This window comes from Luteimonas sp. 9C (assembly GCF_902506295.1).
Classification (GTDB): Bacteria; Pseudomonadota; Gammaproteobacteria; order Xanthomonadales; family Xanthomonadaceae; genus Luteimonas.
Genome location: NZ_LR733312.1, coordinates 674903 through 689689, shown reverse-complemented (window position 1 = coordinate 689689; position 14787 = coordinate 674903). Strand labels below are relative to the sequence as shown.

11 protein-coding genes are annotated in these 14787 nt (G+C 68.7%); all 11 read left to right on the top strand.

What is annotated here, in order from left to right; all coding sequences use genetic code 11:
* Positions 1-14: 14 nt before the first annotated feature.
* On the top strand, positions 15-782 hold the full coding sequence (gene uppS / locus CURTO8I2_RS02985) for a polyprenyl diphosphate synthase (protein WP_159678551.1): 768 nt from the start codon (positions 15-17) through the stop codon (positions 780-782).
* Positions 779-1618 carry a phosphatidate cytidylyltransferase gene (locus CURTO8I2_RS02980; RefSeq protein WP_159678549.1) on the top strand — a complete coding sequence of 280 codons (840 nt, stop codon included), beginning with the start codon at positions 779-781 and terminating at the stop codon, positions 1616-1618. Before uppS ends, CURTO8I2_RS02980 begins: the two co-directional genes overlap by 4 nt.
* Positions 1619-1673: 55 nt before the next feature.
* Positions 1674-2852 (top strand): 1-deoxy-D-xylulose-5-phosphate reductoisomerase, encoded by a 1179-nt coding sequence (gene dxr / locus CURTO8I2_RS02975; RefSeq protein WP_159678547.1) that lies wholly within the window; start codon positions 1674-1676, stop codon positions 2850-2852.
* Positions 2853-2861: 9 nt separating this feature from the next.
* Entirely contained in the window at positions 2862-4226 is a 1365-nt protein-coding gene (gene rseP, locus CURTO8I2_RS02970) for an RIP metalloprotease RseP (protein WP_159678545.1), read from the top strand.
* A 66-nt stretch (positions 4227-4292) separates the two neighbouring features.
* Positions 4293-6857, top strand: a complete 2565-nt coding sequence (gene bamA / locus CURTO8I2_RS02965) for an outer membrane protein assembly factor BamA (RefSeq protein ID WP_159678543.1) — start codon at positions 4293-4295, stop codon at positions 6855-6857.
* A 13-nt stretch (positions 6858-6870) separates the two neighbouring features.
* Positions 6871-7899 carry a UDP-3-O-(3-hydroxymyristoyl)glucosamine N-acyltransferase gene (gene lpxD / locus CURTO8I2_RS02960; RefSeq protein ID WP_159678541.1) on the top strand — a complete coding sequence of 343 codons (1029 nt, stop codon included), beginning with the start codon at positions 6871-6873 and terminating at the stop codon, positions 7897-7899.
* Positions 7896-8351 (top strand): 3-hydroxyacyl-ACP dehydratase FabZ, encoded by a 456-nt coding sequence (gene fabZ, locus CURTO8I2_RS02955; RefSeq protein WP_159678539.1) that lies wholly within the window; start codon positions 7896-7898, stop codon positions 8349-8351. Before lpxD ends, fabZ begins: the two co-directional genes overlap by 4 nt.
* 1 nt (position 8352) lies before the next feature.
* Positions 8353-9138, top strand: coding sequence for an acyl-ACP--UDP-N-acetylglucosamine O-acyltransferase (gene lpxA / locus CURTO8I2_RS02950; RefSeq protein ID WP_159678537.1), 786 nt, complete (start codon positions 8353-8355; stop codon positions 9136-9138).
* 45 nt (positions 9139-9183) lie between these two features.
* Complete coding sequence (gene lpxB, locus CURTO8I2_RS02945) at positions 9184-10413, top strand: lipid-A-disaccharide synthase (RefSeq protein WP_236550986.1); 1230 nt, start codon at positions 9184-9186, stop codon at positions 10411-10413.
* Positions 10410-11051 (top strand): ribonuclease HII, encoded by a 642-nt coding sequence (gene rnhB / locus CURTO8I2_RS02940; RefSeq protein WP_159678533.1) that lies wholly within the window; start codon positions 10410-10412, stop codon positions 11049-11051. The genes lpxB and rnhB overlap by 4 nt, the downstream gene beginning before the upstream one ends.
* A 146-nt stretch (positions 11052-11197) precedes the next feature.
* A complete protein-coding gene (gene dnaE / locus CURTO8I2_RS02935) occupies positions 11198-14728 on the top strand; it encodes a DNA polymerase III subunit alpha (protein WP_159678532.1) in 3531 nt (1176 codons plus the stop codon).
* Positions 14729-14787: the final 59 nt, after the last annotated feature.

The following is a 14787-nucleotide window of genomic DNA, read 5'->3' as shown; positions in this document are numbered from 1 at the left end:
TGGCCGCAGTCCGCATGAACGCTCCGATTCCGACCGGCTCCGTACCGCGCCACATCGCCGTCATCATGGACGGCAACGGGCGCTGGGCGGCGCGACGCAAGCGTCCGCGGATGATCGGCCACCGCGCCGGCGCACGCACGGTCAATCTGTGCATCGACTTCTGCCTCCAGCGCGGCGTCTCCGCGCTGACCCTGTTCGCGTTTTCCAGCGAAAACTGGGGCCGTCCCGACGAGGAAGTCGGCGCGCTGATGAAACTGTTCCTCGGCGCGCTCGACCGTGAAGTCGACGAGCTGCACCGGCGCGGCGTACGCCTGCGCTTCATCGGTGAGCGGAGCCGGTTTAGCGACGCCATTCGTGGCCGCATGGCGGCGGCGGAGGCGCTCACCGCCGGCAACATGCGCCTGACGCTGGCCGTCGCCGCCAGCTACGGGGGGCGCCAGGACATCGCACACGCCGCGCGCGCGCTGGCCGAGGAGGTCGCGGCCGGGCGGCTGCGACCCGACCAGATCGATGAAGCGGCGCTCGGTGCGCGCGTCGCACTCGCCGACCTGCCGGCGCCCGATCTTTTCATCCGTACCGGTGGCGACCTGCGCATCAGCAATTTCCTGCTGTGGCAGCTGGCCTACACCGAACTGTGGTTCACCGAGACGCTGTGGCCCGAACTTGGGGTCGAGGAACTCGAACAGGCACTCCAGGTCTATGCCTCGCGCGAGCGGCGCTTCGGGCTGACGGGCGAGCAGATCGCCACCGCACAGGACGCGCCCGGGGAGGGCCACCCATGACATCGACCCGCATTCTCGCGGCCCTGCTGATGGCCCCGGTCGCCATCGCGGCGGTGCTGCTGCTCAACACGCCGTGGATGGCTGCCGTCTCGGCGATGCTCTTTCTCGCCGCGCTGTGGGAATGGCTGCGACTGACCGACATCGACGACACGCTCGCGCGGACCGCGCTGCTGGCACTGAACCTGCTGCTGATGGTGGCCATCGTCTGGGCCTCGGCCACTGGTGGCGGCTCGTTGGTGCTGCTGAAGATCCTGGCGATGATCGGTGTCGGCTGGTGGCTGCTGGCGACGCTGTGGCTGCGTCACTACGACTTCGCGTCCGATCACGACACCAGAGCGCGCGTCTTCAAGCTCGCCGCGGGCACGCTGGCGGTCATTCCGGCCTGGGCGGCGCTGTGCGTGATCCACGCCGGCGAGAACGGCGGGCACGGCAACCGCTGGCTGCTGCTGGCGCTGGCGATCGTCTGGGCCACCGACACCGGCGCGTATTTCGCGGGCCGCAAGTTCGGCAAGCGCAAGCTGGCGCCGCGCATCAGCCCGAACAAGACCGTCGAAGGCCTCGCGGGCGGCGTGGTGGCCGGTGTCATCGTCGCGGTCGCCTTCGCGCCACTGGCCGGCGCGAGCGTCGCGCAATTGCCGCTGGTCGCACTGGTCGCCGTGCTGACGGTGCTCGCATCGGTGGTCGGCGATCTGTTCGAGAGCCTGCTCAAGCGTCACGTCGGTGCCAAGGACTCGGGCACGCTGATTCCCGGCCACGGCGGCGTGCTCGATCGCCTCGACAGCGTGCTGGCGGCACTGCCGGTATTCGCGTTCGGCCAGATCTGGCTCGGCTTCTGACGATGCGGGTCGCCACCGCCACCGCCACCGCCTCCGTCGGCCGGACGGGTCGCGCATGATCCGCAAGATCGCGATCCTCGGCGCCACCGGCTCCATCGGCACGTCGGCGCTGGACGTCATCGCCCGGCATTCCGACCGCCTGCGCGCGAGCGTGCTGGCGGCCGGCAGCAACGTCGACGCCCTCGTCGCCCTGTGCGTGACGCATCGTCCGGACCACGCGGTGATCGCCGATCCTGCGTCGCTCGACGCACTGGCGACGGCCCTGCGCGCTGCGCGCCTCGACACCACGCCACATGCCGGCATGCCAGCGCTCGACGCGCTTGCTGCCGATGCGCATGCTTGCGACACGGTCGTCGCCGCGATCGTGGGCGCCGCCGGTCTCGATTCCACCCTGGCAGCGCTGCGCGCCGGCAAGCGCGTACTGCTGGCCAACAAGGAATCGCTGGTGCTGGCCGGCGCGCTGATGATGCAGGCCGCGCGCGACGCGGGCGCGACCATCGTGCCGATCGACAGCGAGCACAACGCGATCCACCAGTGCCTGCCCGCCGACGGCGACTGCAGCGGCGTGGCGCGGATCATCCTGACCGCCTCCGGTGGCCCGTTCCGCGGCCGCGATCGCGCATCGCTGGCCGACGTGACGCCGGCGCAGGCGATCGCGCATCCCAAGTGGTCGATGGGGCCGAAGATCTCGGTCGACTCCGCCACGCTGATGAACAAGGGACTCGAACTGATCGAGGCGCATCACCTGTTCGCGATGCCGGCCGATCGCCTCGACGTGCTGGTCCATCCGCAGAGCTTGGTGCATTCGTTCGTCGAGTTCATCGACGGCTCCACGCTCGCGCAGCTCGGATTGCCCGACATGCGCACCGCCCTCGCGGTGGGCCTGGGCCATCCGGACCGCATCGCCTCGGGCGTCGCGGGTCTGGACCTGCTGCAGCATGGTCGGCTCGATTTCGAAGCGCCGGATACCGTCGCGTTTCCCTGCCTGGCCCTGGCGCGCGATGCCCTGTCCGCCGGCGGCACCGCGCCCGCCCTGCTGAACGCAGTGAATGAAGTGGCGGTTTCAGCCTTTCTTCAGGGGCGACTGCGTTTTCTAGCGATTCCTGCGCTCGTCGGGCATGTGCTCGACACGCTTCCCGCCGCTGCGGCGGCGTCGCTGGCCGTGCTGCGCGATGCCGATGCACGCGCACGCAGCGCCGCCCTTCGTGCCATCGACTCCGGTGCCATCCATTGAACAAGCGTGATGTCTGAATTCTTCGGCTCGGTGTGGTGGCTGATCGTCAGCCTCGGCGTGCTGGTGACCTTCCACGAGTTCGGCCACTACTGGGTCGCGCGCCGGTGCGGTGTGCGCGTGTTGCGGTTCTCGGTCGGCTTCGGTCGTGCGCTGTGGTCGCGCCGCGGCAAGGACGGCACGGTCTACCAGGTCGCGATGATCCCGCTGGGCGGCTACGTCAAGATGCTCGACGAACGCGAAGGCCCGGTGCCCGAGGCCGAGGCGCATGCCGCCTTCAATCGCGCCTCGGTCTGGAAGCGCATCGCCATCGTCGCCGCCGGCCCGATCGCCAACCTGATCCTGTGCGTCGCGCTGCTGTGGGCGATGTTCGTGATCGGACGTCCCGATTACGCGCCCGTGGTCGGGCAGTCCAGCGGCATCGCCGAAAGTTCGGGGTTGCGTGCGGGCGACAGGATCGATGCAGTGGGCGACCGGTCCACGCCCACCTGGATGGAAGTGCAGCTGGCGCTGCTGCCGGCCGCGCTCGACCGCCAGGACGTCGCCGTGCACGTGACCGACGAGCGCGATCGCAAAGTGGTGCGCGACCTGCGGCTGTCCGAACTGCCCGAGGATTTCGACCAGCGCCGGATCACGCCGGCGATCGGCCTGTGGCCGCGCCATCTGCTGCTGCCTGCGGTCGTGGGCCGCGTCGAACCGGAAGCCGCGGCCTGGGGCGTCCTCGCCGAAGGCGATCGGTTGACGGCCATTGACGGCCGCCCGGTGCGGGTTTTCGAAGACATCGGCCCACTGGTGCAGGCGCTGGGGGATCGCGGCGGCCAGGCGATGGTCGAGGTCGAGCGCGATGGCGAGCGCCTCGCGCTGGAGATGGCGCCCAGACGCACCGAACTGCCGGACGGCCGCGGCGCGTACTGGGCGTTCGGCATCGCGCCGCCGCGCGATCTGCCGTTGCCGCCCAAGGATGCGATGCAGCAGTACGGCGTACTGGCGTCGGTGCCGGCGGCGTTCCACGAAGTGGGACATCTGACCGGCCAGCTGGTCGGCATGATCGGCCGCGCCTTCAGTGGCCGCGTCGCGATCGAGAACACCGTCGCCGGCCCGATCACCATCGCGCGGGCCGCCAACACCTACGCCGGCCAGGGGCCTGCGTGGTACCTCACCATCCTCGCACTGCTGTCGCTGAGCCTGGCGATCCTGAACCTCCTCCCCATCCCGCTGCTGGATGGGGGACACCTGTTGTATTACCTTATCGAGTTGGTCAAAGGCAGCCCGGTCAGCGAGCGCGCGATGGTGGCCGGGCAATACGTTGGCATGGCCCTGCTGGCCAGTCTGATGGGCCTGGCGTTCTACAACGACATCCTGCAACTCGTGCGCTGACCCTGCCCCGCCCCGGATTCCGCCGCGCGCACCGCGCCGGAACCACTCCCCTACCCGGATTCAAAGATGACGCGAATGCCTGACCGCCGATTGCTCGCCCTCGCCCTCGCCTCGGTGATCGCCGCACCGGCCTGGGCCCAGACGGCCGCGAACGCACCTGTCACCGCGCCGGCGGCCGCCACGCTGCCTCCGCTGGCGCCGTCCAGCGCCAGCAGCTTCACGGTCAGTGACATCCGTGTCGACGGCCTGCAGCGCATCGGCGCGGGCACCGTGTTCACCTATCTGCCGGTCGAGCGTGGCGACACCGTCAACCCGACCCGCATCAGCGAGTCGGTGCGCGCGCTGTACCGCACGGGCTTCTTCGAAGACATCCAGGTCGCACGCCAGGGCGACATCCTGGTGTTCACGGTCAGCGAGCGCCCGGCGATCAACCGCCTGACGCTCACCGGCAACAAGGACATCAAGACCGAGGACCTGACCAAGGGCCTGACCGAGATCGGCCTGTCCGAAGGCGAGACCTTCGACCGGCTCGCGCTCGACCGCGTGACCCAGGAACTGGTGCGCCAGTACAACAACCGCGGCAAGTACAACGTCAAGATCACGCCGACCGTCTCGCGTCTCGACCGCAACCGCGTCGATATCACGATCAACGTCGAGGAAGGCAAGGCGGCCAAGATCCGCCACATCAACATCGTCGGCAACGAAACCTACGATCTCGAGACGCTGACCGACAACTGGGAATCGGGCGAGTCGAACTGGCTCAGCTGGTACCGCCGCGACGACCAGTATTCGCGCGAGAAGCTCGAGGGCGATCGCGAAAAGCTGAACAATTTCTACCTCGACCGCGGCTACATCGATTTCAGCGAGGACAGCGTCCAGGTCTCGATCAGCCCCGACAAGGCCGACATGTTCATCACCGCCGGCGTCACCGAAGGCGAGATCTACAAGGTGTCGGACGTGCAGATCACCGGCAACACGGTGCTGCCGAAGGAAGAGATTGAGAGCCGCGTCTTCGTGCAGAAGGACCAGGTGTTCTCGCGCGCGCTGCTGGAACTGAGCTCCGACGCGATCGTCGCCACGCTCGGCAACATCGGCTATGCGTTCGCGCAGGTGAATCCGATTCCCGAGGTGGACCGCGAGAACCGCACGGTCGCGATCAACCTGCAGGTGGTGCCGGGTCCGCGCGTGCAGGTGCGCCGCGTCCAGTTCAAGGGCAACAGCCGCACGTCGGACGAAGTGATGCGCCGCGAGATGCGCCAGTTCGAAGGCGCGTGGTACTCGCAGGCGGCCGTCGACCGCTCGAAGGTCCGCCTGCAGCGCCTGGGCTATTTCGAATCGGGCAGCGTCAACGTCGAGAGCCAGCCGGTGCCCGGCAGCAACGACGAGGTCGACGTGGTGTTCAGCGTCACCGAGACGACTTCGGGCAGCTTCACCTTCGGTCTGGGCTATTCGCAGCTGGCGGGACTCACCACCTCCGTGCAGCTGTCGCAGAACAACTTCCTCGGCAGCGGTAATCGCGTGTCCGTCGAAGCGCAGCGCAACGTGTTCTTGCAGCGCTACTCGTTCTCCTTCATGAACCCGTACTTCACCGACGGCGGCATGTCGCTGGGCTACAACCTGTGGTGGCGCGAGTTCGACAACTCCGAGTTCAACACCGCGCAGTTCTCCTCCACGAGCGCGGCCGCGCAGACGGTGCTCGGCATTCCGCTCACCGAGAACGACTCGATCTCGCTGCTGCTGGGTATTGACCGCAACCAGATCTTCACCTTCCGCGGTTCGTCGCCCGAATCGATCGTCGACTACGTCGATGCCTTCGGTTCGCGCACCTTCCACGCCTGGCGCAGTGAACTGGCCTGGGCGCGCGACACGCGCAACGACTTCCTCCAGCCCACGCGCGGCATGCTGCAGCGCGTCTCGCTGGAAACCACGCTGCCGGGCTCGACCGCCGAGTACTACAAGCTCAACTACGAGATTTCGAAGTACTGGCCGATCAACCGCCATCTGGTGCTCAACACCCGCGCCGAACTCGGCTATGGCGACAGCTACGGCAGCGATGTCGTGCGCAATGTGTGCTTCACCGCGCCCACGCCGCCCACACCGCCGACAACCGGCAATCCGAATCCGCCGGCGCCCGCTCCGCCGCCGCCGCCGAGCGACCCGTGTGAAACCGGATCCGACGATTACATCCGCACGCTCACTGCGACCGGCCTGCCGTTCTACGAGAACTTCTACGCCGGTGGCCCGCGCTCGGTGCGCGGCTTCCGCGACAACACGCTCGGCCCGCGCGAGACGGCGCTCGGCAGCTCCTTCCTGCAGCCCGTCGGCGGCGCGGTCAAGACCATCGGCTCTGCCGAGATGTTCTTCCCGCAGCTGATCAAGTCGCCTGCTGCACGTATTTCCGCCTTCGTCGATTTCGGCAACGTCTACCGGGATGTCGACAGCTGGGACGCCAAGGAGCTGCGGGCATCGGCAGGTATCGCGCTGATGTGGCGGGCGCCGGTCGGCCCCATCTCGATCAGCTACGCGTACCCGCTGCGCCAGCAGAAGGAAGTGCGCGGCGGTTCGGGCGATCTGATCAAGCAGGCTGATGAGGTCGAGCGCCTGCAGTTCACCTTCGGCGGCGCGTTCTGATCCAGCGCCGCCGATGACCGACACGCAGACCCGCCACACCGCCGAAGCGCTCGCGCAGCGCTTCGGTCTCGTCGTCCACGGCGCGCCGGAGACCTCGGTGTCCGGCGTCGGGACGCTGGCCAAGGCGACCAGCGGACAGCTCGCGTTCCTGTCCAATCCGCGTTACCGCCCACAGCTGGCCGACACCACGGCCGGCATCGTGGTGTTGCGCGAATCCGACGCCGAGGGCTACGCCGGCACCGCGCTGATCGCGAAGGACCCCTATGTCGCCTACGCGAAGATCGCCGCGCTGTTCGACCCCGCGAGTGTCGCGCCGGTCGGCATCCACGCCTCCGCGGTCATCGATCCGAGCGCGCAGGTCGATGCGTCCGCATCGATCGGCCCGCACGTCAGCGTCGGCGCACGCAGCGTGATCGGCGCGGGCGTGACCATCGGCGCCGGTTGCGTGATCGGCGAAGACTGCGTCGTCGGCACCGGCAGTCATCTCGTCGCGCGGGTGACCCTGGTCAAGCGCGTGCGTCTCGGCGCCCGTGTCACCCTCCACCCCGGCGCCGTCCTGGGCTCCGAGGGCTTCGGCCTGGCGATGGACGCCGGGCGCTGGATCAACGTGCCGCAGCTCGGCGGCGTGGTCGTCGGCGACGACTGCGACATCGGCGCCAACACCACCATCGATCGCGGCGCGCTCGAAGACACCACGCTGGCCGAAGGCGTGCGCCTCGACAACCTGATCCAGATCGGCCACAACGTGCGCATCGGTGCGCACACCGCGGTCGCGGGCTGCGTCGGCATCGCCGGCAGCACGAAGATCGGCAGTTACTGTCTGCTCGCCGGCAAGGTCGGCGTGGCCGGCCATCTTGAAATCTGCGACCACGTCGTCGTTCACGCGATGACGATGGTGTCCGCATCCATCACCGAGCCCGGCGAATATTCCGCCGGCATTCCCGCCCAGCCCACGCGCGAGTGGCGGAAGAATGCCGTGCGGATCCGTCAGCTCGATTCGCTCGCGCGCCGCGTCACGGCGCTCGGGAAGGGGGAACCATGACGACCGACATCACGCTGCCGATCCTCATCGACGGCGTCCACAAGCTGTTGCCGCACCGCTATCCGTTTCTGCTGATCGACCGCGTGGTCGAGTTCGAACACGGCAAGCGCGTGCTGTGCTGGAAGAACGTGTCGGCCAACGAGGAGTTCTTCCAGGGCCACTTCCCGGGCCAGCCGGTGATGCCGGGCGTGCTGGTGATCGAGGCGCTGGCCCAGGCCGGCGGCATCCTGACCCACCTGACCAAGGGCAAGGACTGCGAGGGCAATCTCTCCTACCTGGTGAAGGTCGACGCGGCGAAGTTCTCGCGCATGGTGGTGCCGGGCGATCGTCTCGAGCTCGAAGTCACCATCAAGCGCGAGATCCGCAACATGACCATGTACAGCGGCATCGCGCGTGTGGACGGCCAGCAGGCGGCCTGCGCGGAGATTCTCTGCGCCGAGGTTCCGCGCTGACATGGGCGCCGCGCAGGTCCATCCCAGCGCGGTCGTCGATCCCGGCGCGAAGCTGGGTGAGGACGTGCGCATCGGTGCGTTCACGCTGGTGGGACCGGACGTCGAGATCGGCGCCGGCACCATCGTCGGCCCGCATTGCAGCCTCCACGGCCCGACGCGCATCGGCCGCGAGAACCACATCCACGGCCACGCCGCGATCGGCGGCGAGCCGCAGGACAAGAAGTTCGCCGGCGAACGCGCGGAACTCGTCATCGGCGACCGCAACACGATCCGCGAATTCGTCACGATCAACCGCGGCACCGGCGACGGTGGCGGCATCACCCGCGTCGGCGACGACAACTGGTTTCTCGCGTACACGCACGTCGCGCACGACTGCGTGGTCGGTAACCGCTGCGTGTTCTCGAACAACGCCACGCTGGCCGGCCATGTCACCGTCGGCGACCACGTGATCCTCAGCGGCTTCGTCGGCATCCACCAGTTCTGCCGGATCGGCGCGCATGCGTTCATCGGCATGGGCGCGTTCGTCAACGGCGACGTGCCGCCCTTCGTGATGGTGGCGCAGGACGGCTACGGCCGGCCGCGTGGCATCAATGCCGAAGGCCTGAAGCGACGCGGCTTCGACGCCGCGCGCACCTCGGCGATCAAGCGCGCCTACCGCGCCCTGTACGTGTCGGGTGATTCGCTGGCCGACGCGCGCGTGCGCCTGGAAGAGATGGCGCAGGGCAGCGACGACGTGCGTGCATTTCTCGATTTCATCGAGGCAGGCGAGCGTCCGCTGCTGCGTTGACCGCTCCCGCGGCACGACTCACCGTCGATGCCGCACAATGCCACCGTGTCCAGTCCCACGCCCGCATCCGTGCCCCTGATCGACGACCGCACGCCTAGCGTACCGTTGCGCATCGCGCTCGTGGCCGGCGAAGCCTCCGGGGACCTGCTCGGCGCCGGTCTGATCGAACAGCTGCGCGCGCGCTATCCCCAGGCGCGCTTCGCCGGCGTCGGCGGCGATGCGATGCGCGCGGCCGGCATGGAGACGTGGCACGACGCCTCCGAACTTGCGGTCATGGGTCTTTCCGAGGTTCTGCGGCATCTGCCGCGCCTGCTGACGTTGCGCCGGACGCTGCGCGCGCGCCTGCTCGACTGGCAGCCCGACGTCTTCATCGGCATCGACGCGCCCGACTTCAATCTCGGACTGGAGCGCACGCTCAAGGACCGCGGCATCCGCACCGTGCACTACGTCAGCCCGTCGATCTGGGCCTGGCGACAGGGGCGTGCGGCGAAGATCGGCCGCAGCGCGGATCTGGTGTTGTGCCTGTTCCCGATGGAGCCGCCGATCTACGCGACCCACGGCGTCGATGCGCGCTTCGTCGGCCATCCCCTGGCCGAGATGCTCGCGCTCGAACCCGACCGCGCGGCCGCGCGCGATGCGCTCGGATTGCCGCAGGGCGCGCCGGTGCTCGCCGTGCTGCCGGGCTCGCGCCTGGGCGAGATCGGCCGGCTCGGCGAGGTGTTTCTCGAGGCCGCCGCGCGGGTCGCAGAGGCGCTGCCGGGCCTGCGCATCGTCGTGCCGGCCGCGAACGCGGGCTGCCGCGCCGCGATCGATGCACTGCTCGCGCAGCCCCGCTTCTCCGCGCTGGATGTCCGCGTGCTCGACGGGCAGGCGCGCGCCGCGATGGTCGCCAGCGACGTCGTGCTGCTCGCGTCGGGCACCGCGACGCTCGAAGCATTGCTGGCCAAGCGGCCGATGGTCGTCGGCTATCGCATCGCGCCGAGCACGGCGTTCCTGGTGCGCCTCTTCAAGCTGATGAAGGTCGATCGCTTCTCGCTGCCCAACGTGCTGGCGGGCTGCCTGATCGCGCCGGAATTCATGCAGGAAGACTGCACGCCCGGGAACCTGTCCGCCGCCGTGCTGCACTGGTTCCGCGATCCGGCCGCGGCCGATGCGCTGCAGCCGGTCTATCGCGATCTGCATCTGCAGCTGCGCCAGGGCGCGTCGGCCACCGCAGCAGAGGCCGTCTCGCGTCTGGCCGTGCCCGCCCTGCCCGCACCGGCGCGGACACCGTGACCCGCCGCCTGCGCATCGCAGGTGTCGACGAGGCCGGACGTGGCCCCCTGGCCGGACCGGTCGTGGTCGCGGCGGTGATCCTGCATCCCAAGCGCCCGATCGACGGCCTCGACGATTCCAAGAAGCTGACCGAAAAACGCCGCGAGGCGCTGTATCCGCGGATCGTCGAGCATGCGCTGGCCTGGCGGGTCGAGTTCGTCGAAGTCGACGAGATCGATCGCATCAACATCTTCCAGGCGACGATGGTCGGCATGGCGCGTGCGGTGCAGGCGCTGGCACCGGCCGCGGAGCGCGTGCTGATCGATGGCAACCGCCTGCCGCGCGGCCTGCCCTGTCCGGCGCGCGCGATCGTCGGCGGCGACGCGATCGAGCAGTCGATCATGGCGGCCTCGATCCTCGCCAAGGTGGCGCGCGACCGCGCGATGGTCGAACTGCATGCGCAGTTTCCCGATTACGGGTTCGACCGGCACAAGGGCTATGGCGCGCCGACGCATCTGGCCGCGCTGCGCGCGCATGGGCCGTGCGTGCATCACCGCCGCAGCTTTGCGCCGGTGGCGTGCCTCCTGCCGCAGGCCATGTCGGACGTCATCGCCGAACCCGCCACCGCGGACCTGTTCGCCGAGCCGTTGCCGGCCTGATCTGCGCGCGTCGGACGCCCACGACTGAACCGTTCCCGGTGGGCCGGCACACAGCCGCCGCGCCAGATCGCGACCCGTCCCCTGTCAAGCCTTGTCCGCCCCCCGCCCCGGCCCTAACCTGACCCTCCGGTCGCCACGCCCACGCAATGTCCGCCCGCTTCGCCCATCTGCATGTCCACAGCGAATACTCGCTCTCCGATTCGACGATCCGGATCAAGGAGCTGGTCAAACGCTGCGCCGCGCTCGACCAGCCGTCGGTGGCGCTGACCGACCGCAACAACCTGTTCGCGCTGGTGAAGTTCTACAAGGCGGCCGAGGGCGCCGGTATCAAGCCGGTGATGGGCGCCGACATCTCGCTCGCCGAAGGCGATGAACCGGCCTCGACGCTGACCCTGCTGTGCCGCGACCACGACGGCTATCTGTCGTTGTCGCGCCTGCTCACGCGCGCGTGGATGGAAGGCCATCGCACCGATGGCGTCGTGGTGCGCCCGGACTGGTTGCGCGAGGCGAATACCGGCCTGTTCGCGATCGCCGGTCGCCACGGTCCGGCGGCGAAGCTGCTGGCCGGCGGTCGCGACGATCTTGCGCGGCAGTGGTACGCGCAATGGCGCGAGGTGTTCGACGACCGCCTGTTCCTGCAGCTCACCCGCTGCGGCTTCGACGACGAGACCGTGCACAACGCGCTCGCGCTGCAGGTGTCGTCCGATCTCTCGCTGCCGGTGATCGCCGGCAACGACGTGCGCTTCCTCGATGCCGAAGGCTTCGATGCGCACGAGGCGCGCGTGTGCATCTCGACCGGCCGCGTGCTGGACGATCCGCGTCGCCCGAAGCTCTACACGCGCGAGCAGTACCTCAAATCGGCCGACGAGATGGCCGCGCTGTTCTCCGATGTCCCCGACGCGATCGACAACACGCTCGCGCTCGCGCAGCGCTGCAATCTCGAACTGCGCCTGGGCACCTACTACCTGCCCGCGTACCCGGTGCCCAGCGAACACACGCTCGACACCTGGATCCGCGCGCAATCGCACGAGGGCCTGGTCGAACGCCTGGAGAAGTACCCGGTGGCGGCTGGCCACACGCGCGAGAGTTACGTCGAGCGGTTGAACGTCGAGCTCGACGTCATCTGCAAGATGGGATTCCCGGGCTACTTCCTGATCGTCTCGGACTTCATCAAGTGGGCCAAGGAACACGACATCCCGGTCGGTCCCGGCCGTGGTTCGGGCGCCGGCTCGCTGGTCGCGTGGGCGCTGAAGATCACCGACATCGATCCGCTGCCCTACGACCTGCTGTTCGAACGCTTCCTCAATCCCGAACGCGTGTCGATGCCCGACTTCGACATCGACTTCTGCATGGACCGCCGCGACGAGGTCATCGACTACGTCGCCGCGAAGTACGGCCGCGACCGCGTCAGCCAGATCATCACCTACGGCACCATGGCGGCGAAGGCCGTGGTGCGCGATACCGGCCGCGTGCTCGGCTATCCCTACGGCATGGTCGACGGCATTTCCAAGCTGGTGCCGCCGACGCTGGGCATCGGCCTCGAGGACGCGCTCGGTCGCACCGACAAGTCGCGCAGCGACGATGCCTGGCGCTCCGATGAGCTGATCGCGCGCTACAACGACGAGGACGACGTCCACGATCTGCTCGATCTCGCCCTGCAGCTCGAGGATCTGACCCGCAACGCCGGCAAGCACGCCGGCGGCGTGGTGATCGCGCCGTCGCCGCTCAGCGATTTCTGCCCGCTGTACGCCGAACACGACGAAGGCAGCCTGGGCCGCAATCCGGTCACCCAGTTCGACAAGGACGACGTCGAGACGATCGGCCTGGTGAAGTTCGACTTCCTCGGCCTGCGCACGCTCACGATCATCGACTGGGCGGTCAAGGCGATCAACGCGCGCCGCGCGACGGCGGGCGAGGACCCGCTCGACATCGCCGCGCTGCCGCTCGACGACGTGGAGAGCTACAGACTGTTCGCGCGCGGCGACACGGTCGCGGTGTTCCAGTTCGAATCGCGCGGCATGCGCGAGCTGCTCAAGCGCGCGCAGCCCGATACCTTCGAGGACATCATCGCGCTCGCCGCGCTGTTCCGTCCCGGCCCGCTGGGCTCGGGGATGGACAAGGAATGGGTCGACCGCAAGCACGGCCGCACGGACGTGAGCTACCCGCATCCGTCGCTGGAGCCGGTGCTCTCGCCCACCTACGGCGTCATCGTCTACCAGGAACAGGTGATGCAGATCGCCCAGGTCCTGGCCGGCTACTCGCTGGGCGGCGCGGACATGCTGCGCCGCGCGATGGGCAAGAAGAAGCCCGAGGAGATGGCCAAGGAGCGCGCCAAGTTCGAAGCGGGTGCGGCGGCGAACGCCGTGGATCCGGTGCAGGCGACGCAGATCTTCGACCTGATGGAGAAGTTCGCCGAGTACGGCTTCAACAAGTCGCACTCGGCCGCCTACGCGCTGGTGGCGTACCAGACCGCGTGGCTGAAGGTGCACTACCCGGCCGAGTTCATGGCCGCGGTGCTGTCGTCGGACATGGACAACACCGACAAGGTCACCGGCTTCCTGACCGAAGCGCGAACGATGGGCCTGGACGTGCTGCCGCCGGACGTCAACGCGTCGGCCTACATGTTCGAGGCGATCGATCCGCAGACCATCCGTTACGGCCTGGGCGCGGTGAAGGGTGTGGGGCGCGGCGCCTGCGAGAACATCGTCGAGGCGCGCGTGCAGGCGGGCGTGTTCCCCGACCTGCTGGACTTCTGCCGACGCGTCGATTCCTCGCGGCTCAACAAGCGCACGCTCGAAGCGCTGATCAATGCCGGCGCGATGGACGCGCTCGGCAAAAACCGCGCCTCGCTGATGCTGCAGTTGCCCGAGGCGCTGAAGGCGACCGATCAGCTCACCCGCAACCGCAACGCCGGCATCGTCGACATGTTCGGCAGCAGCGTCGGCGACAGCGACGCGCTGCACATCGATCTGCCCGAGTGCGAGGAATGGCCGCTCAAGCAGAAGCTCGACGGCGAACGCGACACGCTGGGCCACTACCTCAGTGGCCATCCGCTCGATCCCTATCGCGACGAACTGCAGGCGCTGGTCGGCACCGATCTGGGGCAGCTCGACAGCCTGTGGGCGGCGCGCGACCAGAAGGGCGGCGGCAACAGCTGGCGCCCGGAAACCCAGGTGATCATCGCCGGCCAGGTCGGCGCGATGCGCAAGCGCGGCGACTCGCAGGCCTTCGTGCTGCTGGAAGACGGCCGCGGCCGGCTCGAATGCGGCTTCTTCGCCGACGCCAGCAGCGAGTACGCGCACCTGCTGACCCGTGACCGCATCCTGATCGTCGAAGGCGGCCTGCGCGAGGACGAGTTCAGCGGCGGCTTCGCGCTGCGGGTGAAGCGCTGCTGGGACTTCCATGCCGTGTGCCCGGAGCACGCACGCCGGCTGTCGCTGCGCCTGGACCTGCGCGTGCCCGGCACGCTGGCGCGCGTGGAACAGGTGCTGGCCCAGCACCGCCCCGGCAAGACGCCGCTGCGTCTGGATCTGCTGCTGGAGGCCGGCAGCGCCGGCACGCTCGACGTCAACGGTGCGCATTCGGTCCGCGTGGACGCCGAGCTGCCCGGCACCCTGCGCGCCCAGGCCGGCGTGCGCATCGCCCGGCTGGACATCGCCAAGCCCTGGGCGCACTGACGGCCCGCCGGGCAGACGCCCGGTGCCACAACATCCGTCAACATGCGCCGATCTGCGAT